Origin of the sequence: Streptococcus sp. 10824, from assembly GCF_013276595.1 — a bacterium.
GTDB lineage: Bacteria > Bacillota > Bacilli > Lactobacillales > Streptococcaceae > Streptococcus > Streptococcus pseudopneumoniae.
The window spans coordinates 1-16669 of sequence record NZ_VMLH01000082.1 but is presented as its reverse complement, the minus strand read 5'-3'; the positions used below and the strand labels follow the sequence as shown (position 1 = coordinate 16669).

21 protein-coding genes and 1 pseudogene are annotated in these 16669 nt (G+C 37.0%); 16 read left to right on the top strand and 6 right to left on the bottom strand.

The features are described from left to right. A pseudogene (locus tag HT701_RS07800) lies at positions 1-133 on the top strand (molecular chaperone DnaJ); the annotation flags it as partial. A gap of 636 nt (positions 134-769) precedes the next feature. Here the strand turns inward: HT701_RS07800 and HT701_RS07795 are convergent. Together HT701_RS07795 and HT701_RS07790 are read right to left on the bottom strand one after the other, a co-directional pair. Continuing rightward, positions 770-1057: a hypothetical protein gene (locus HT701_RS07795; protein ID WP_138705434.1), complete on the bottom strand. Its 288-nt coding sequence runs from the start codon at positions 1055-1057 to the stop codon at positions 770-772. A 9-nt stretch (positions 1058-1066) separates the two neighbouring features. Beyond that, positions 1067-1477, bottom strand: coding sequence for an HIT family protein (locus HT701_RS07790; protein ID WP_001278317.1), 411 nt, complete (start codon positions 1475-1477; stop codon positions 1067-1069). A 67-nt stretch (positions 1478-1544) separates the two neighbouring features. On the opposite strand from HT701_RS07790, the gene HT701_RS07785 reads away from it, so the two are divergent. Further along, a complete protein-coding gene (locus HT701_RS07785; RefSeq protein ID WP_138704681.1) occupies positions 1545-2276 on the top strand; it encodes an ABC transporter ATP-binding protein in 732 nt (243 codons plus the stop codon). Beyond that, positions 2273-3322: an ABC transporter permease gene (locus HT701_RS07780; RefSeq protein ID WP_138704682.1), complete on the top strand. Its 1050-nt coding sequence runs from the start codon at positions 2273-2275 to the stop codon at positions 3320-3322. The genes HT701_RS07785 and HT701_RS07780 overlap by 4 nt, the downstream gene beginning before the upstream one ends. A 60-nt stretch (positions 3323-3382) precedes the next feature. Here the strand turns inward: HT701_RS07780 and HT701_RS07775 are convergent, their stop codons facing one another. Beyond that, positions 3383-3712: a helicase BlpT gene (locus tag HT701_RS07775; RefSeq protein WP_138705435.1), complete on the bottom strand. Its 330-nt coding sequence runs from the start codon at positions 3710-3712 to the stop codon at positions 3383-3385. Positions 3713-3988: 276 nt separating this feature from the next. Between HT701_RS07775 and HT701_RS07770 the strand changes: the two genes are divergently transcribed. Genes HT701_RS07770 through HT701_RS07760 form a run of 3 tightly spaced genes read left to right on the top strand, consistent with a single transcriptional unit; the run spans position 3989 to position 6423 of the window. Continuing rightward, positions 3989-4327 carry a LytTR family DNA-binding domain-containing protein gene (locus HT701_RS07770; protein ID WP_050261116.1) on the top strand — a complete coding sequence of 113 codons (339 nt, stop codon included), beginning with the start codon at positions 3989-3991 and terminating at the stop codon, positions 4325-4327. A gap of 4 nt (positions 4328-4331) precedes the next feature. Continuing rightward, positions 4332-5069 (top strand): LytTR family DNA-binding domain-containing protein, encoded by a 738-nt coding sequence (locus HT701_RS07765; RefSeq protein WP_138705436.1) that lies wholly within the window; start codon positions 4332-4334, stop codon positions 5067-5069. Between the two features lie 13 nt (positions 5070-5082). Continuing rightward, positions 5083-6423, top strand: coding sequence for a sensor histidine kinase (locus HT701_RS07760; RefSeq protein WP_050276814.1), 1341 nt, complete (start codon positions 5083-5085; stop codon positions 6421-6423). A gap of 44 nt (positions 6424-6467) precedes the next feature. Here the strand turns inward: HT701_RS07760 and blpC are convergent, their stop codons facing one another. The 3 genes from blpC to blpA are packed head-to-tail and all read right to left on the bottom strand — an operon-like array spanning position 6468 to position 10205. Continuing rightward, complete coding sequence (blpC, locus tag HT701_RS07755) at positions 6468-6623, bottom strand: quorum-sensing system pheromone BlpC (RefSeq protein ID WP_000358814.1); 156 nt, start codon at positions 6621-6623, stop codon at positions 6468-6470. Between the two features lie 56 nt (positions 6624-6679). Then, positions 6680-8041: a bacteriocin secretion accessory protein gene (locus tag HT701_RS07750; RefSeq protein ID WP_172931395.1), complete on the bottom strand. Its 1362-nt coding sequence runs from the start codon at positions 8039-8041 to the stop codon at positions 6680-6682. A 10-nt stretch (positions 8042-8051) separates the two neighbouring features. Then, entirely contained in the window at positions 8052-10205 is a 2154-nt protein-coding gene (gene blpA / locus HT701_RS07745; protein ID WP_138705440.1) for a peptide cleavage/export ABC transporter BlpA, read from the bottom strand. Between the two features lie 295 nt (positions 10206-10500). Here blpA and blpU point away from each other — a divergent pair, with 295 nt between their 5' ends. The 10 genes from blpU (at position 10501) to blpZ (ending at position 16494) form a co-directional block, all read left to right on the top strand. Continuing rightward, positions 10501-10731 carry a bacteriocin-like peptide BlpU gene (blpU, locus tag HT701_RS07740; RefSeq protein ID WP_172931394.1) on the top strand — a complete coding sequence of 77 codons (231 nt, stop codon included), beginning with the start codon at positions 10501-10503 and terminating at the stop codon, positions 10729-10731. A gap of 2 nt (positions 10732-10733) precedes the next feature. Beyond that, the gene (locus tag HT701_RS07735; RefSeq protein ID WP_001829206.1) at positions 10734-10853 is read left to right on the top strand and encodes a PncF family bacteriocin immunity protein; all 120 of its coding nucleotides are present in this window, start codon (positions 10734-10736) and stop codon (positions 10851-10853) included. A gap of 298 nt (positions 10854-11151) precedes the next feature. Next, positions 11152-11355: a bacteriocin class II family protein gene (locus HT701_RS07730; RefSeq protein ID WP_172931393.1), complete on the top strand. Its 204-nt coding sequence runs from the start codon at positions 11152-11154 to the stop codon at positions 11353-11355. 317 nt (positions 11356-11672) lie between these two features. After that, positions 11673-11876, top strand: a complete 204-nt coding sequence (locus HT701_RS07725) for a hypothetical protein (protein WP_000411016.1) — start codon at positions 11673-11675, stop codon at positions 11874-11876. 963 nt (positions 11877-12839) lie between these two features. Beyond that, positions 12840-13898 carry a thioredoxin domain-containing protein gene (locus HT701_RS07720; protein WP_172931392.1) on the top strand — a complete coding sequence of 353 codons (1059 nt, stop codon included), beginning with the start codon at positions 12840-12842 and terminating at the stop codon, positions 13896-13898. A gap of 169 nt (positions 13899-14067) precedes the next feature. Further along, the gene (locus HT701_RS07715; RefSeq protein ID WP_000042206.1) at positions 14068-14346 is read left to right on the top strand and encodes a hypothetical protein; all 279 of its coding nucleotides are present in this window, start codon (positions 14068-14070) and stop codon (positions 14344-14346) included. Positions 14347-14684: 338 nt separating this feature from the next. Then, positions 14685-15041 carry a hypothetical protein gene (locus HT701_RS07710; RefSeq protein ID WP_080564688.1) on the top strand — a complete coding sequence of 119 codons (357 nt, stop codon included), beginning with the start codon at positions 14685-14687 and terminating at the stop codon, positions 15039-15041. A 224-nt stretch (positions 15042-15265) separates the two neighbouring features. After that, the gene (locus HT701_RS11875) at positions 15266-15499 is read left to right on the top strand and encodes a ComC/BlpC family leader-containing pheromone/bacteriocin (RefSeq protein ID WP_050222911.1); all 234 of its coding nucleotides are present in this window, start codon (positions 15266-15268) and stop codon (positions 15497-15499) included. A gap of 31 nt (positions 15500-15530) precedes the next feature. Then, positions 15531-16220, top strand: a complete 690-nt coding sequence (locus HT701_RS07700) for a CPBP family intramembrane glutamic endopeptidase (protein ID WP_172931391.1) — start codon at positions 15531-15533, stop codon at positions 16218-16220. An 85-nt stretch (positions 16221-16305) separates the two neighbouring features. Continuing rightward, on the top strand, positions 16306-16494 hold the full coding sequence (blpZ, locus tag HT701_RS07695) for an immunity protein BlpZ (protein WP_172931390.1): 189 nt from the start codon (positions 16306-16308) through the stop codon (positions 16492-16494). Positions 16495-16669 lie beyond the last annotated feature (175 nt).

Here is a 16669-nt window from a genome sequence, read left to right as displayed (position 1 = left end):
CGTAACACCAACAGGCTTGAACGATCGTCAAAAAGCAGCCTTGAAAGAATTTGCAGCTGCTGGTGATTTAAAAGTCAATCCAAAGAAAAAGGGCTTCTTTGACCATATTAAAGATGCCTTTGAAGGAGAATAATACTCTTCGAAAATCAAATTCAAACCACGTCAGCGTTGCCTTGCCGTACTCAAGTACAGCCTGCGGCTAGCTTCCTAGTTTGCTCTTTGATTTTCATTGAGTATAAACAAAAAGAGCCGAGTGGCTCTTTTTGTTTATAGATTTTTTAAGACTTTCCTTAAGTAATGACGGACGGTAGCGATCTTCTTCGAAGTTCCATACCTAAACTTTGAGCCTAGGTCTCAAAGTTTCCGGACGAGTCTGAGACAAAAAGATTTTGATTTCAGGAATTCTTTATTATAAATTTTAAAAATCGATAGATTAGATAAAAAAGCGAACAAGACAGAATTCTGAGTGTCAGATAACTCGTTTTGTTCGCTTTTTATATTGAAGATTAGACTTTTATCCCAGACTCGTTTTCAGTACGGCGGAAAATCTTCGATTTAGTTGTGAAATGGTGAATGATACTCTTTAAAAATCTCCTCAAACCACGTCAGCGTCGGCTTGTCTACAACCTCAAAACGGTGTTTTGAGCAGCCTGCGCCTAGCTTTCTAGTTTGCTCTTTGATTTTTATTGAGTATGAGTTACCTAAATTATGATGTATAGTTGATGGGATATAACTTGTTTACGTTTTAAAAAGAGCCGTTTGGCTCTTTTTACTTATCTTCTATTTCCTGTGTTTCTTTGATCACAGCTAGTCTAGTCTGGATATCCTTTTCCAAGATCTTAAACTTGTAAGTCAAGTCTTCTTGATATTCCTTGATAAGTTCTTTTTGCTGGTCGATGATTTGCAGGCTGTTTTGAATAATATCCACATCATCCTTGATAGCTTGAACGCGGTCAGTTGTATTCAAGACTTCATCTGTGATGGTTTGGCGATTTTTTGTGACCAGATAACTTCCGGCTGCAGCTCCTGCAAATAGCAGTAGGTTGGATAATTTCATGGCAACTCCTTAGGCGTTTTTGATGGTTTCAGCGACTTGAGCAAGTTTGTCAAAGTCTGGTTCGTGGGCGATAAAATCAATCTTGAGGTCATCGTCCGCACTGTAGCGAGGCACGAGGTGAACGTGGGTATGAAAGACTGTTTGACCAGCGATTTCTTCACAGTTGGCAATGATATTCATACCAGCAGCCTTGGTAGCTTTCATGACTTTTTGAGCTACTTTTGGTACTTGGGCAAAGAGTTGGCTGGCGCTAGTAGCGTCCATTTCCAAAAGATTGCGATAGTGTTCTTTTGGCACGACCAAGGTGTGTCCGGGTGTCACTTGAGAGATATCAAGAAAGGCAAGAACCTGCTCATCTTCATATACTTTTGAAGCAGGAATTTCCCCTGCGATGATTTTACAAAAAATGCAATCTGACATAAAATCTACCTCTACTGTATTGAATTTTGATATAATATAGCTACATTATACCAGATTTGGAGAAAATATGTTAGAAATTAAAAACCTGACAGGTGGCTATGTTCATGTCCCTGTCTTGAAAGATGTGTCCTTTACTGTTGAAAGCGGGCAGCTGGTCGGTTTGATTGGTCTCAATGGTGCTGGGAAATCGACGACTATTAATGAGATTATCGGTCTGTTGACACCTTATAGTGGCTCCATCAATATCAACGGCTTGACCCTGCAAGAAGATGCGACAAGTTACCGCAAGCAAATTGGCTACATTCCTGAGACACCTAGCTTGTATGAGGAATTGACCCTCAGAGAGCATATCGAAACGGTTGCTATGGCTTATAGTATTGAGCAAAAGGTGGCTTTTGAGCGAGTAGAACCTTTGTTAAAAATGTTCCGTCTGGATCAGAAATTAGATTGGTTCCCTGTTCATTTTTCAAAAGGGATGAAGCAGAAAGTCATGATTATTTGTGCTTTTGTGGTGGATCCGAGTCTTTTTATCGTGGATGAGCCTTTCCTTGGTCTCGATCCGTTGGCGATTGCGGACTTGATTCAGCTTTTGGAAGTGGAAAAGCAAAAGGGCAAGTCCATTCTCATGAGTACTCACGTATTAGATTCGGCGGAGAAGATGTGTGATGCCTTTGTTATTCTTCATAAGGGAGAGGTGCGTGCCAAGGGAAATCTCCTGCAACTGCGCGAAGCCTTTAACATGCCTGAGGCTAGTTTGAATGATATTTACTTGGCTCTGACCAAAGAGGAGGAGCTATGAAAGACTTGTTTTTAAAAAGAAAGCAGGCTTTTCGTAAGGAGTGTGTCGGTTATCTGCGCTATGTTCTCAATGACCACTTTGTCTTGTTCCTGCTTGTTCTGCTGGGCTTTTTAGCCTACCAGTACAGTCAACTCTTGCAAGATTTTCCTGAAAATCATTGGCCTATCCTTTTGTTTGTAGGAATTACCTCTGTTTTACTGTTGCTTTGGGGTGGAATTGCCACCTATATGGAGGCTCCAGACAAGCTCTTTCTCTTAGTCGGAGAAGAGGAAATCAAACTCCATCTCAAGCGTCAAACTGGCATTTCCCTAGTCTTTTGGCTCTTTGTCCAGACCCTTTTCTTGCTGTTATTTGCGCCCTTATTTTTAGCCATGGGTTATGGCTTACCAGTTTTTCTGGTCTATGTGCTTTTGTTTGGGTTAGGTAAATATTTCCTCTTTCGTCAAAAGGCCAGCAAATTTTTCACGGAAACTGGACTGGACTGGGACTATGTCATTTCCCAAGAAAGCAAGCGTAAGCAAGTCTTGCTTCGTTTCTTTGCCCTCTTTACCCAGGTCAAGGGAATTTCAAACAGCGTCAAGCGTCGTGCCTATCTGGACTTTATCCTAAAGGTTGTTCAGAAGGTGCCTGGAAAGATTTGGCAAAATCTCTATCTGCGTTCTTATCTGCGAAATGGAGACCTCTTTGCGCTCAGTCTCCGTTTGCTCTTACTTTCCTTGCTGGCGCAGGTTTTTATTGAGCAAGCTTGGATTGCGACAGCAGTGGTAGTTCTCTTTAACTACCTCTTGCTCTTCCAGTTGCTGGCCCTCTATCATGCCTTTGACTACCAGTATTTGACCCAACTCTTTCCGCTGGACAAGGGGCAAAAGGAAAAAGGCTTGCAGGCAGTGGTCAGAGGATTGACCAGTTTGGTCTTAGTAGTGGAATTAGTTGTTGGGTTGATTACCTTCCAAGAAAAACTAGCCCTTCTAGCCTTACTGGGAGCTGGTTTGGTTTTACTAGTCTTGTACCTACCTTATCAGGTAAAACGTCAGATGCAGGACTAACATTGCCTATATGACACTAAAAAGAAGTTGAGTTCAGTTTGTCTCAACTTCTTTTATTTTCTACAGGATAATGGTTGGTCCGTAGAGACTCAACTTGGTCTTGACTTGGTCAAAGTGGAAGCGGTCATAGGCCCGCCAAGCGGCGCGAGTTGGAGCATCTGGATCGAGGGCGCTGAGTCCCATGAGAAGACTGGAAGTCTGGTAAAATTTTTCCAGTTCAATCAAGAATCGATTATCCACTGTTTCAGCCTTGGCTAGAAAGCCAAGAATAGAGTTTAATTGCTCCTGAAAGCGGACGTCGTCAGCTTTTGCCTGTTTGCATGCTTGGTAGGCTTGGTTTAAGTCAGTAATCAGTGCCTGAGCAGTTTTAATTGGGTCTGTATCTGTCATGAGAATTCCTCCTTTAATCTGGGTGCTAGTCTTGTTTCTAGCAACTGTGTTTTGATACTGTCAGTTTATCACTTTTATCTCCTTTTTCACCATAAAATCTTTAATTGTCCTTGAAATTTCCTGAATGGTACTGTTAAGATTTTATGATAAAATAGTGGTAAGCCCATCATGATGTTGTAGAAAAATAATCCTTTTAGGAGCTTTCAAAGACTGTTTAGGATTTGGTGGGCTTGGGCTAGACCTTTTCTGTTATTCTTTTCTTAGGAGGAGAATCCAATGAAACATATGATTATTCAGACACAGAAAACGGTCTATAAAGTAAACGTCGACGATATCTACTATATCCAAACGCATCCAACTAAAGCCCATACCGTACAGATTGTTACAAAAGAAGCTAGTTTTAATATGGTTCAAAATTTAAGTAATCTTGAGAACCAATATGGGGAAACCTTGATGAGATGTCATCGAAATTGTTTGGTTAATCTTGATAAAGTAAAATCGATTGATTTTCAAGAAAGAATCCTTTTTCTTGGAGAAGAAGGTCAATACGCTGTCAAGTATGCCAGACGTCGCTATAGAGAAATTCGTCAAAAATGGTTGAAAGAAGGAGAGTAAGAAGATGAGAATATTTGTTTTAGAAGATAATTTTTCCCAACAGACTAGGATTGAAACGACGATTGAGAAACTCTTGCAAGAACATCAGATCATTCCTAGCTCTTTTGAGGTATTTGGTAAGCCAGACCAACTGCTGGCAGAGGTGCATGAGAAGGGAGCCCATCAGCTATTCTTTTTGGATATTGAGATTCGAAATGAGGAGATGAAAGGCTTAGAGGTGGCTAGAAAGATTCGGGGTCAGGATCCGTATGCCCTGATTGTCTTTGTGACGACTCACTCGGAGTTTATGCCTCTGTCCTTTCGCTACCAAGTGTCTGCTTTGGACTACATTGATAAGGCCTTGTCAGCAGAGGAGTTTGAATCTCGTATCGAGACAGCCCTTCTCTATGCCAATAGTCAAGACAGTAAAAGTCTGGCGGAAGATTGCTTTTACTTTAAATCAAAATTTGCCCAATTCCAGTATCCTTTTAAAGAGGTTTATTATCTTGAAACATCGCCCAGAGCCCATCGTGTTATTCTCTATACCAAGACAGACAGGCTGGAATTTACAGCGAGTTTAGAGGAGATTCTCAAGCAGGAGCCTCGTCTCCTGCAGTGTCATCGCTCTTTTCTCATCAATCCAGCCAATGTGATACATTTGGATAAGAAAGAAAAACTGCTTTTCTTTCCCAATGGTGGAAGTTGTCTGATCGCGCGTTATAAGGTCAGGGAAGTGTCTGAGGCTATTAATAACTTACACTGAACTAGGAGAGTTTATGAATATTGTTTGGATATTATTGCATACACTTATTACTAATGGGCTAGAAATTGTCATTTTCTTTAAGGTAGATGGAATTAATCTTACTTTCGAGAGGATTTTTAAAGCCTTTCTTTTGAAGATACTGTTGGCCTTTGTTTTTGTAATGATTGGCTATATGGTAGGAAATGTTTACCTATCTTATTTTATGGAACCCTTGTACGGCATATGCTTGTCTTTCTTATTGTTAAGAGGGCTTCCTAAAAAACTCCTTTTCTTTTATGGTCTCTTTCCAATGATATTGGTGAATCTCTTTTATAGAGGAGTCTCCTATTTTGTGCTTCCATTTTTGGGACAAGGGCAAGTATATGATGGCTACTCATTTACTGGGTTATGTATAATAATTTTCAATTTCTTCATTTCTCTAGCCTTTTTGAAATGGTTGGACTATGATTTTACTAGTTTGAGAAGGGAGATTCTCGATACAGGTTTTCAAAAGTCCCTGACTAAGATTAACTGGATAATGGGGGCTTACTATTTGGTGATACAAAGTCTGTCTTACTTTGAATATGAGCAAGGTATTCAATCAACGACTGTTCGCCATCTCATCCTAGTGTTCTACCTCCTATTTTTTATGGGGGTTATCAAGAAATTGGATACCTATTTGAAGGACAAACTCCATGATAGACTGGACCAAGAGCAGGTCTTGCGCTATAGAGATATGGAACGCTATAGTCGGCATATAGAGGAACTTTACAAGGAAGTAAGGAGTTTTCGCCATGACTACACCAACCTCTTGACCAGTTTACGTCTGGGTATTGAAGAGGAGGATATGGAGCAGATAAAAGAGGTCTATGACTTGGTCTTAAAGGATTCTAGTAAAAAATTGCAGGACAATAAATATGACCTTGGCCGATTGGTGAATGTTCGGGATCGTGCCCTCAAAAGTCTCCTAGCTGGAAAATTTATAAAAGCTAGAGAAAAGGACATTGTCTTTAATGTCGAAGTTCCTGAAGAGATTCAGGTTGAGGGGATGAGCCTACTTGATTTTCTAACCATTGTGTCTATCCTTTGTGATAATGCTATTGAAGCGAGTGCAGAGGCCGGTCAACCTCATGTTTCAATTGCCTTTTTAAAAAGTGGAGCACAGGAGACCTTCATCATCGAAAATTCCATCAAAGAAGAGGGCATAGATATTTCTGAAATCTTCTCCTTTGGAGTTAGTTCTAAAGGGGAGGAGAGAGGTGTCGGTCTCTATACCGTTATGAAGATTGTGGAAAGTTATCCCAATGCCAGTTTAAATACTACCTGTCAAGATCAAGTCTTTCGTCAGGTGCTTACTATGATACCTACAGAATGATGAAAAAAATAAGACCGAGAGTTCTTGTTACTCGGTCTTATTTTTTATAGTTGTATTGGATGATGAAGTCCTTTCGTATTGTTATGCTTAATTATATTAAGGCTGTATAAGATATCTTCCCACAGTCCTCCACCTGTAATCTGGTTGAGTTCAGTAGTTGTTAGTTCTTGAAATGAAGTTAGGTTTTGTTTCTTATCCATGTTATGATTCTCCTTTTTGATAAGATAATAAATAGTTATAGAGTGTTATCTGAAAATTAATCAGAATGGGTTAAAATTTTATCTTTGAAATAATCAAAATATGTTTTCTTTGCAGTTACACTAGTGACGCGACCTTGTAAGCCGTATTGGATGAGTTTACTATCATTATTAGATAGTTTTGCAAGAGCGGTTAATTTAAAGAGATTGCCTTGCTCTGTTCTGGTAGGAGTTTGATCAATTGTCTGAAGTTGGCCGATGATGGTAATGCCGTGATTTCCAATCTTCTCCAGTTTTAATCTTACAGTTTGTCCTTTATCTAGTAGAGGTAGATAGTCAGAAGCTACGTAGTAAGTGATTAGTACTTCTCTTGTATCTGTGATGATAGGGAATATTTGAGCAATTTCTGTACCAGTTGGAATTCTATTTTTACCTTCAAATTCACTGTTCAGATGAATGATACCTTTATTTGGGGCGGTTAAGGTATTGTTTTCTAAGCGCTGTGTCGCTTGATCTAGCTGTACTTTTAATTCTGTTAATTGATTCTCCACGGTTAGTTGTTGCTGTGAGGCTGTTTGTAAAAACTGAGTGCGGAGTATTTCAATTTTGGTTGCTAAACTGTTATCATAAGTTGCTACACTTCCGATACCAGCTTGCTGAATTTTGAGGCTTGCGATAGATGATTCCAGACCTGCAATACTTTGATTAATTTGAGATAAAAATGGCTCCTCCGCAGTTCCTTGTGTTTGTCCTTGAGAGGCTACAAGATAACGATTCAAAATTGACTGGTGCGGATTGCCAGTTGGTAAGCGAGCCCTTTTATTTATGATAGCATCTCTCAGCTCTTGATATTCTCCAATTTGTTGTTGAACTTTTGTAATTTCTTGTTCGATGGCTGATGAACTGCTATTGGCAAGATTAGCTTGATTTGAAACTTCAGTGTTAGTCTTTGAGATACCCAGTTCAATATCATGAGCTTGTTTAGTAAAATTCATAAAGGTATTATGGTAGCCAAATTCATCCTCGCCAGAAAAAAGATCAGTCGCTTTTTCTAAGCTTTGTTTCAAAATTCCAAGTCCTTCTTTTTGCTTCTCAAGTCTTTGTAATTGAGTTTCTAAGGCAGTTTTCTGACTTTCTTCCATTGTTTCAGAGTATTTGATGAGTAAGTCACCTTTTTCAACTACTTGATTTGCCACTAAATGATTAGCTAGGATAGGATTATCACTTGTTGACTGAATAGATGCAATGACACTTGTAGGGGCGATTTCTCCTTGGGAAGTGACAGTAATTTCTTTTGTAGCGACAAGGGAGAAAATCAAGATGAAAGTAAACAGTAATGAAAGAGGTATAATTAACACTGTCGCATAGTTATGGTAACGTCTCTGATAAAACTCGACGCTTCTAAAAAGATTAGGATTCATGACATTCTCCTTATTTATTGAATAGATGATGGTAGAAGCCTTGCGCCTGCATTAACTCTTGGTGACTACCAACTTCAATGATTTTCCCCTGGTCAAGAACAATGACACGGTTAGTTCGTTCGGCTATACTGAGACGATGGGCTACAAAGAGAATGGTTTTATCAGTTAGGGACATAAGATTATCTATAACTTTTTTCTCAGTCAAGACATCAAGACCGCTAGTAGCTTCATCCAGTATTAAAACAGGAGCTTTAGTTAAAAGAGCACGAGCGAGAGCGATTCGTTGCTTTTGTCCTCCTGATAGACCAGCTCCATCAGAGAGCTGAGTTTGATAGCCCATAGGCATTCTTTCAATGTCTTGACGGATTTCAGCTAATTCACAAGCTCTTAGAATATCTTCTTGACTAATCATATGATTACCACCCAAAGTTAAGTTTTCCAAAATAGAGCCATTAAAGATATAGGCTTGTTGGGGTAGGTAATTAATATGACGGCGCAAGACTTTTTTATCAATGTTTTTAATATCCTGATGATTGATGGAAATATGTCCTTTGTAGGGTTCAAAGAAATTGACAATCATTTTGGCTAAAGTTGTTTTACCAGAACCACTAACTCCAACTAGGCTAACCTTATCTCCTTGTTTAATCGTGAGATTAATATCTGTTAAGGTATCTCGTCCAAAACCATACTTATAAGAAAGGTCATCAAATTCAATATCGCCCATCAAAAAATGTGAATGAACAGGGTTTTCTTGAACTTGAAATTCCGATTCGACTAAATAGACTTCGTTCAAACGGTTATTAGCGACCTTCGCAGATTGGAGTTTGGTTTGGAGGTTGATAATATTTTCCATAGGAGTTGTAAAGTAAGAAAGAAGTGTGTTAAAGGTAATCAGCTGACCGATAGAAATCTTACTAGATATGACTAATTGAGCGCCAAACCATAGGATAAGGATATTCAGAACTAATTTTGTTCCCTGCTTTAAACTCGTTTGTAAAATAGAATATTTACTGAGCTTAAAGGATTTTTCCAAATAATCTACAAATTCGCTGTCTATATTTTGATAGCGATTTTCTTCACTCGTGAGCGACTTGATAGTTTCAATCCCGTTGATATCTTCGATAATGGCAGAGCTAACCATAGAATTACTTTGCATGACATCATGGTTCATTTTTTCGAAAGGCTTCATAAAAGAAAAGATGATGAACATGTATATAGGAATGGAAATAAGAGAAAGAAGGAAGAGATTAGGGTTTTGTGCCAGTAAGACTCCCCCTACAAGAATCAGAATAGAAACATCCAGAAAAAGAGATAGAATGGTAGAAGCCAAGGCATCTATAATAGAGTTAGCATCTGTGAACCGTGAAATGATTTCTCCTGTACGACGTGTCGCAAAGAAAGACATAGGAAGTTCAAAAATATGGCGAATATAGGATAAAATCACATCAATGCTTAATCTCTGGCTCAGAACGGTTAGGAGATAATCTCTGGAGAAGCTCATGACTTGTTGGAGGATATAGGTGATAACCAGACCAACTGAGATGATTCCTAAAGTTGATTTCATCTGATTTGGGATGTATTCATCTAAGATTCCTTGGAGATAATAAGAACCACCGATATTGATAATCGTGACCAATAAGCTTGAGAGAACAATGTAAGCAATGAGAGATTTTTGTTTGAAAATCAGAGGAAGGAAGCTTAGTAGGCCATTTTTTTTATCTTTATGGGGTTGATAGCTGGGTTTGGGAGCTAGAAAAATAGCTACTCCAGTCCATTCAGAGAAAAAGCGTTCTTTTGACATTTTAGTGATTTTTACAGAAGGGTCAGGATCACCAATAACCAGATAGTCTTTCTTTGTTTGATAGACAACATAGTAATGTTGGAGTTTTCCTTCTTTGTTAACGTGAACGATAAATGGATAGGGGACATCACTCATGTCAAAGAGCGTTTTATCTGCTTGAACAGGTCTTGTTTCAAAGCCCATTTCATCAGCGGCTTTTACAATGCCAAGAGCAGTCGTTCCTTCTTTATTGGTCTTTGCAAGTTCTCTCAAGTGAGCTAGAGAAAAATCTGAATCATAGAATTTAGCAATCGAGGCTAAGGCAGCAACACCACAGTCTCTAGCATCTATTTGAGGAACAAATGTACGTTTATAAGAAGTCATTGGCAATTCCTTTCATATAGTAGATAGGTATATTATGCCATAAAAATAAGTTCATATTTTATGAAATCTTGAATAGTCATTGAAACTTCCTGAATGGTAAAAAAGTGATTAGAAATTATCTTTTAAAAAAATTTTAGAGGTGGTTTTAAATAAAAAAGCTAATTTAAGACGTTTCGATGACAATTCAAGATTTGGATGAAAAATTTTAAAAAACAATGATATACTAAACTTGTCAAAGTTGCAACAGGACAAAAATTAAAAATTAAAAATTAAAAATAAAAAAGGAGTATTTGTCATGAATACAAAAATGATGGAACAATTTGAGATTATGGATACTGAAATGCTTGCTTGCGTTGAAGGTGGCGGATGCAATTGGGGAGATTTTGCCAAAGCAGGTGTTGGAGGAGGAGCAGCACGAGGTCTTCAGCTAGGAATTAAAACAAAAACATGGCAAGGTGCAGCAACTGGTGCTGCGGGAGGAGCTATACTTGGAGGTGTGGCTTATGCAGCAACATGTTGGTGGTAATTATGGATTTTAAAAGTTTTATTATTGGTTTAGTAGTTGGTATATTTGGTCCTTATATGGATGATTTAATTAGAAAAATATTTTCAAAATCTCCCAAAAAGGATACGGATAGTACCCCCTAAAAAATAAATTTCTCCCCTGTATTTGCTAGCTTAATTTACAGGGGAGTTACTTTAATTTTGTTTAGCATGTCAAAATGATATGTGATAGCAGAATGAAAAGTCTACAAACAAGTCGGTATCAAGACAATATAAAGAGGAAAGTATGTTTTTCATGCTTGCTTTTTTTAATTTTTTTACAATTCAAGATGTTTCGATGACAATTCAAGATTTGGATGAAAAACTTTAACAAATAGTGCTATACTGAGATTGTCAAAGTTGCAACAGGACAAAAATTAAAAATAAAAAAGGAGTATTTGTCATGGATACAAAAATGATGGAACAATTTGAGATTATGGATACTGAAATGCTTGATAGGATAGAGGGAGGAATATTTGGAGTTGACGATGCTTTGTTTTGGGCAGGGTTAGGCTATGTTGCAGGTAGCATTGTTGATACAGCAATTGATGATTTTACGAATCAATGCCGGAAAAATCCTCATCAGTGGTTCTGTGTTCGTGTATAGATATAGTAGTGTTGTATTGTATAAGAATTTATATAACTTAATGACCTATGCAGTGATAGAAACTATTCTTTTGCAAACGAGTCGCTTATTCCGTTATAAGTTTACGTGCTCCTAGTCACAGTTCTTGTGCTTGATAGAAAGAATGACACCTATAAAAATGCGAGATATTGGCTATATCACTCACTTATTCACCTCCCCGTGATTTGTAGTAGTGATAGGTTTTCTCACTATTATTATAAACATTATAAAATAAAGAGTACAACACTTTTTCATTCTGTGTTGTGCCTTGAGTAAAACGAAAGGAATGAATTATAACAATGGAAAAAATTGATTATATTACTTTGAATGAAGTAGAATTAGAGACGATTAGTGGTGGAGATGACTGTTTTATTGGAGATATCGGATGTATCGGCTGGGGGCTTTTGAAGAGTATCGGAGGGATGATAAAACCCGCTCCATATGTTCCTCCAGTATGCATTCCAAAAAGTTCGTGGAATCCTGCACCTCCAGTTCCATGTTAAAAAGTTATTGTAAACTTATATAAAAAATGAATAATCGACTTGTTCGCTATTTTGTTGAATCTTCGCAACTATAATATACAGGTGTTGTTCAGGATTATTTTAGCTTATTGCAAGAGTCGAAAACTAGAAACTAATGGCTGGTTGGAACGTTAAAAATTCACTTTCTAACCAGCTAATACTGCTTCAAATAATTTCTGAACAAGTCTAATAAATAAAACGAATAAGATAGATTATTAACACAGTCTTGTTCGTTTTTTCTCATATATTATTTAATTAATAATATTATAAAATTGGAAAGCAGTAGGGATGGGAAGTACTACCACAGATTTATTATTAATTTTATCAGTATTGTTTGAAATCCAAAAAAAGTATGTTAAGCTATATTTATTTGGTTCTTTAGTTTGATTGTTGTTGAGTATAACTATTTTTGTATAGATGAAAATCTTGTTATTGTTCAAGATGTTTTGATGACCATTCATGATTTGAGTAATCCAAGGTCAAAATGAGTGCTATACTAGCAGTGTAAAGATTCTTGTTCAACTAAGATAAATCACACATTTAGGAGGAAATTTTATGAAGAAAAAAATACTTATCATTTTCATCTTGTATCTAATCATGTCCATCTTTCTTTATCCGCTTAGGGAAAGTATTTGGTATCAGCTATTTTATACCATAGCCTATGTGATTGCAGTTATGATCTATTTTGCTTTAACTAAAAAGAAAGGAGCAAAGAAATGAAAACTTTTCTTGCTAAAAAACGGAACATCTTCCTTTCGTTTGGGGGTTGAAGTATTATAAAAAGTAGAAGTTAATGAAGTATAAAAGGGTAAGTGTTTTCAGAATGCTTACCTTTTTAATGAAGTTTTTGCAATTCAAGATGTTTTGATGACCATTTAAGATTTAGATGAATTTGTAATCTTAAATAAGGTAAGATAAAGTTAACAAATGTAAAGGAGTATTCTTATGAAGAAACAAAAGATAAAATCGCTATTACTTGTACCACTTGTATTTGCATCTATTACTGCAGGTCTTGTATATGCAGAAGAACAGCCTACTACTTCATCTACCCAGGCGAATGATAGTTCTCTTGTGGCGCCAGATTTACAATCGGGTACGGAAAAGATGGAGCATAAACCTTCTGTTGTAACCCCAGAAGAGTATGAGAAGAATGTTACGGACTTTAAAAAGATAGATATTGAAGCTGTTCGTCAATCTTTTACAGAGGATCAATTGGAACATACTATTTATTTTGGTAGAAAAACTTGCTCTCATTGTCGTCAATTTTCTCCTGAATTGAAAGAATTTAATAACTTGATTGAAAAGAAGTTAGAGTATTATGATTTGGATGGTAAGGATTTTGATGGGGAAGCGAGAGAGTTTCTATTTAAAAAAGTCGGTATTCCAGGAACACCAACAATTTTGTATTTAAAAAATGGACATCCGATATCTGGATGGGTTGGTGGCGGAGCAACTGCACAACAGGTGTATGATTATATGTACTCGAGAAACTCACCTAAGCAAACGGAGACAGTAAAATCTTCTGAGGAAACAGTAACTGAAAGTGTCCGTGATGAGAAAACCAGAAATGACAGCATGAGTATTAGTGATAAAGTTGTAAGCGACAGCAAAGGTATGAGTGATGAAAAAAGAACCGAAATGAAAATATCCAATGATAACCCCAATTCTAATAGTGAAAATAGTGGGAAAGTGGAGAGTACAAACTCAACTTCTGAAGCTAAAACTACTCAATCTGACAATTTAGCAATGTTAGACAATAAGAATCAATTGGAAACTCCCAAACCTATTTTTGATGTTGCTCAAGAAAATAAAACTCCTTCAACTGATGTTAAGGGGACTGATTATGTAAGCAAATCTATTACTTCGAATGAAAAATTATTACCGAAAACAGGAGAGGAAGAAAGTTATCAACTGCTTCGGATGGCTATCGCATTTTTTATAACTTCTGTAATGATTAAAGTGAAACAAAAAAATTCACAAATAAAAATAGTGGTAAACAGGTGAAATGATACTATTTGTTTGTAATAACATATAGCTAGAATTTGCCTATAGACAAGAGTGAGAAAATAGGTGTATTTATTTTATATATAAAAGATTATAACTGTATATGAAATGAATGGTAAATAGTTAGTATTAGCTGAAGTAGAAAATCGAAAATGAAAGGAAAATTATCATGAGTAAGAATAGTAGAACAGAAAAAGCTAGAGTAACAGAAGGTGCAGATTTTGGAGCATATTTTTTAATTTTAGCAGTTGTAGCCGTCGGGGCGCTTGCTTATTTTTCAGAAGATTTTGGGCCAAGGTGGGCAAAAGTTATAGAAATAGTCGGAGCGCCGTTTTCTTTAGGTTTAGGTTTTTTTGCTTTTGATAAAGGTTTTGAAATGCTGAACGATTATAAAGAAAATAAAAGAAAAGAAGACGAAGAGGAAGAAAAAAACAACAATCAGAACTAAAAAATGTAAAATAAAGGGGTAAAAAATGGCAAGGAAAAAGAAGTTGCTTGGAGAAGAGTTTGGGAAGATGGTGTTGTCAAGGATGATAGCGACCTATGAAAAAGCAATCAACGCTGAAAAATAACATTTTCAGATGAAAAGATGGAGGAGCTAGACAACATACTATCTAATGGAATGGGGTTGCTTGATGGAGTACAAGCAACGGTATTCTAACAGGACGAAAATAAAAAAAGGCATTCCTCGTGAATACAAAAACAATGTTTCAATTTTCAGAAGCTAACAGTTAAAGTTTGTTTTTGTCCAGTTTGACTTTTACCATAGTATGTGAGGTATATTAAATGAATAAGAAATCCTATTTTATCATCTGTTCTACGTTGATCATAGCATCGAATCTTCTCATGATTTCCGTAGTGAACAAGGGAGAAGAAACGGGGAGCAACCTGTTTGTGATTGCTATAGCCTGTGTTATGTTGCCATCCTTTTTATATGCGGTTGAGAACCGAATGGCTTCTTTAATTCGGACAGGGTCAGTAGCTTTACTCTTATTGACAGTATTGTCTTTAGTCCGTCTTATCAACAGAATAGGGAGTACGCCTGAAATTCTCAACATTATCATTACCCTCTTGGTTTTGGCAAGTGGGACAGCCTGTATCCTGGTTGCGATTATGAGAATATATGAGAACAGACGGAAGTGAGGGTGCATAGTTTTCTATTTTGTATTTTCATATTGTCAAGTTCCCTTAGGGCAAGTATGTTTTTCATGCTTGCTTTTTAAATTTTTTAACAATTCAAGACGTTTCGATGACAATTCAAGATTTGGATGAAAAAAATTAATAAACGATGATATACTAAACTTGTCAAAGTTGCAACAAGACAAAAATTAAAATTAAAATTAAAAATAAAAAAGGAGGTATTCCTCATGGAAACAAAAACAACGACTCAATTTGCAGTTATGGATAATGAAATGCTTGCTCGTATAGAGGGTGGGGATGTATCTGATATTTATAGAGGGTACGCTAATCAGGTAAGTCCATTCGGTTCTTACCCTCCTATATTAAAAAATTCAGGTCCTTTTCCAGTAAGTGGTTACTGCCCGCGCGGTTATCATGACCGTGGTTATATAGGAGCAGGTTTTCATTTATGTGGAATATAGGCTGAAATACAAGAAATGAGGAAGAATTTCTATGAAAAAGTATCAGTTTGTCTTCAAAATAAGTGCAGTCTTGTCTTACCTATTTTTCGTATTTGGCCTTTCTCAGCTAACGCTTATAGTCCAAAATTATTGGCAATTTTCTTCCCAGATTGGCAATTTCGTCTGGATTCAAAATTTCTTGAGTTTGCTATTTAGTGGAGTCATGATTTGGATTCTGGTTAAGACAGGGCACGGCTATCTTTTTCGTATTCCAAGAAAAAAATGGCTTTGGTATTCGATTTTGACAGTATTAGTGGTAGTGCTCCAGATCTCTTTTAACGTTCAGACAGCTAAACATGTTCAGTCAACTGCTGAAGGTTGGGCTGTATTGATCGGTTATAGTGGGACCAACTTTGCTGAGCTAGGTATCTATATAACTTTGTTCTTTCTGACTCCACTTATGGAAGAGCTAATCTATAGAGGATTACTGCAACACGCCTTTTTTAAGCATTCGAGATTTGGCCTTGATTTGCTTCTTCCGTCAATTTTATTTGCTCTTCCTCATTTTTCAAGCCTGCCTAGTTTGTTAGATATCTTCATCTTTGCAACATCTGGCATCATCTTTGCTAGTTTGACCCGCTATACCAAGAGCATTTATCCTTCCTATGCGGTGCATGTGATCAATAATATTTTCGCAACATTACCATTTCTGCTCACTTTTCTACATAGATTCTTGGGGTAAAAAAACAAAAGGCTTGCTTTTCAGCCATAGAGGAGGTCATCATGTATAAACACTTATTTTTCTAGATTCCAAAACCTTAGACTGGTTGACACCTTATATTCTAGTCTTGGCTTCTGACACCATTGCCTTTAATGTTTTTGTGCTAACCTTTGTATCTGTTGTGGTCTTTTATTTCCTGAATCCCATGCTAGCTTTAATGGCTATCTTCTTAGGAGCTGGCTATGTGGTTGGATTTTGGTTACTAATACTCAATGAAAATCAAAGAGCAAACTAGGAAACTAGCCGCAGGCTGTACTTGAGTACGGCAAGGTGACGTTGACGTGGTTTGAATTAGTATAAAATGGTTTGTTTTGGAAAGATTAAAGCTAAAGGATGACGCGTAGGAAGTCTGTTTGGTGAGGAGGATAATTTTATGGAGTTTTTTGATAAATTTCATGCCTTGTGTTTTG

Coding starts and splice junctions, on each gene's coding strand:
- HT701_RS07780 (WP_138704682.1), top strand. CDS start 2,273: ATGAAAGACTTGTTTTTAAAAAGAAAGCAGGCTTTTCGTAAGGAGTGT.
- HT701_RS07790 (WP_001278317.1), bottom strand. CDS start 1,477: ATGTCAGATTGCATTTTTTGTAAAATCATCGCAGGGGAAATTCCTGCT.
- HT701_RS11875 (WP_050222911.1), top strand. CDS start 15,266: ATGGAAACAAAAACAACGACTCAATTTGCAGTTATGGATAATGAAATG.
- HT701_RS07725 (WP_000411016.1), top strand. CDS start 11,673: ATGGAAAAAATTGATTATATTACTTTGAATGAAGTAGAATTAGAGACG.
- HT701_RS07765 (WP_138705436.1), top strand. CDS start 4,332: ATGAGAATATTTGTTTTAGAAGATAATTTTTCCCAACAGACTAGGATT.
- HT701_RS07775 (WP_138705435.1), bottom strand. CDS start 3,712: ATGACAGATACAGACCCAATTAAAACTGCTCAGGCACTGATTACTGAC.
- HT701_RS07760 (WP_050276814.1), top strand. CDS start 5,083: ATGAATATTGTTTGGATATTATTGCATACACTTATTACTAATGGGCTA.
- HT701_RS07750 (WP_172931395.1), bottom strand. CDS start 8,041: ATGAATCCTAATCTTTTTAGAAGCGTCGAGTTTTATCAGAGACGTTAC.
- HT701_RS07715 (WP_000042206.1), top strand. CDS start 14,068: ATGAGTAAGAATAGTAGAACAGAAAAAGCTAGAGTAACAGAAGGTGCA.
- HT701_RS07735 (WP_001829206.1), top strand. CDS start 10,734: ATGGATTTTAAAAGTTTTATTATTGGTTTAGTAGTTGGTATATTTGGT.
- HT701_RS07700 (WP_172931391.1), top strand. CDS start 15,531: ATGAAAAAGTATCAGTTTGTCTTCAAAATAAGTGCAGTCTTGTCTTAC.
- HT701_RS07720 (WP_172931392.1), top strand. CDS start 12,840: ATGAAGAAACAAAAGATAAAATCGCTATTACTTGTACCACTTGTATTT.
- HT701_RS07770 (WP_050261116.1), top strand. CDS start 3,989: ATGAAACATATGATTATTCAGACACAGAAAACGGTCTATAAAGTAAAC.
- HT701_RS07710 (WP_080564688.1), top strand. CDS start 14,685: ATGAATAAGAAATCCTATTTTATCATCTGTTCTACGTTGATCATAGCA.
- HT701_RS07795 (WP_138705434.1), bottom strand. CDS start 1,057: ATGAAATTATCCAACCTACTGCTATTTGCAGGAGCTGCAGCCGGAAGT.
- blpC (WP_000358814.1), bottom strand. CDS start 6,623: ATGGATAAGAAACAAAACCTAACTTCATTTCAAGAACTAACAACTACT.
- HT701_RS07785 (WP_138704681.1), top strand. CDS start 1,545: ATGTTAGAAATTAAAAACCTGACAGGTGGCTATGTTCATGTCCCTGTC.
- blpA (WP_138705440.1), bottom strand. CDS start 10,205: ATGACTTCTTATAAACGTACATTTGTTCCTCAAATAGATGCTAGAGAC.
- HT701_RS07730 (WP_172931393.1), top strand. CDS start 11,152: ATGGATACAAAAATGATGGAACAATTTGAGATTATGGATACTGAAATG.
- blpU (WP_172931394.1), top strand. CDS start 10,501: ATGAATACAAAAATGATGGAACAATTTGAGATTATGGATACTGAAATG.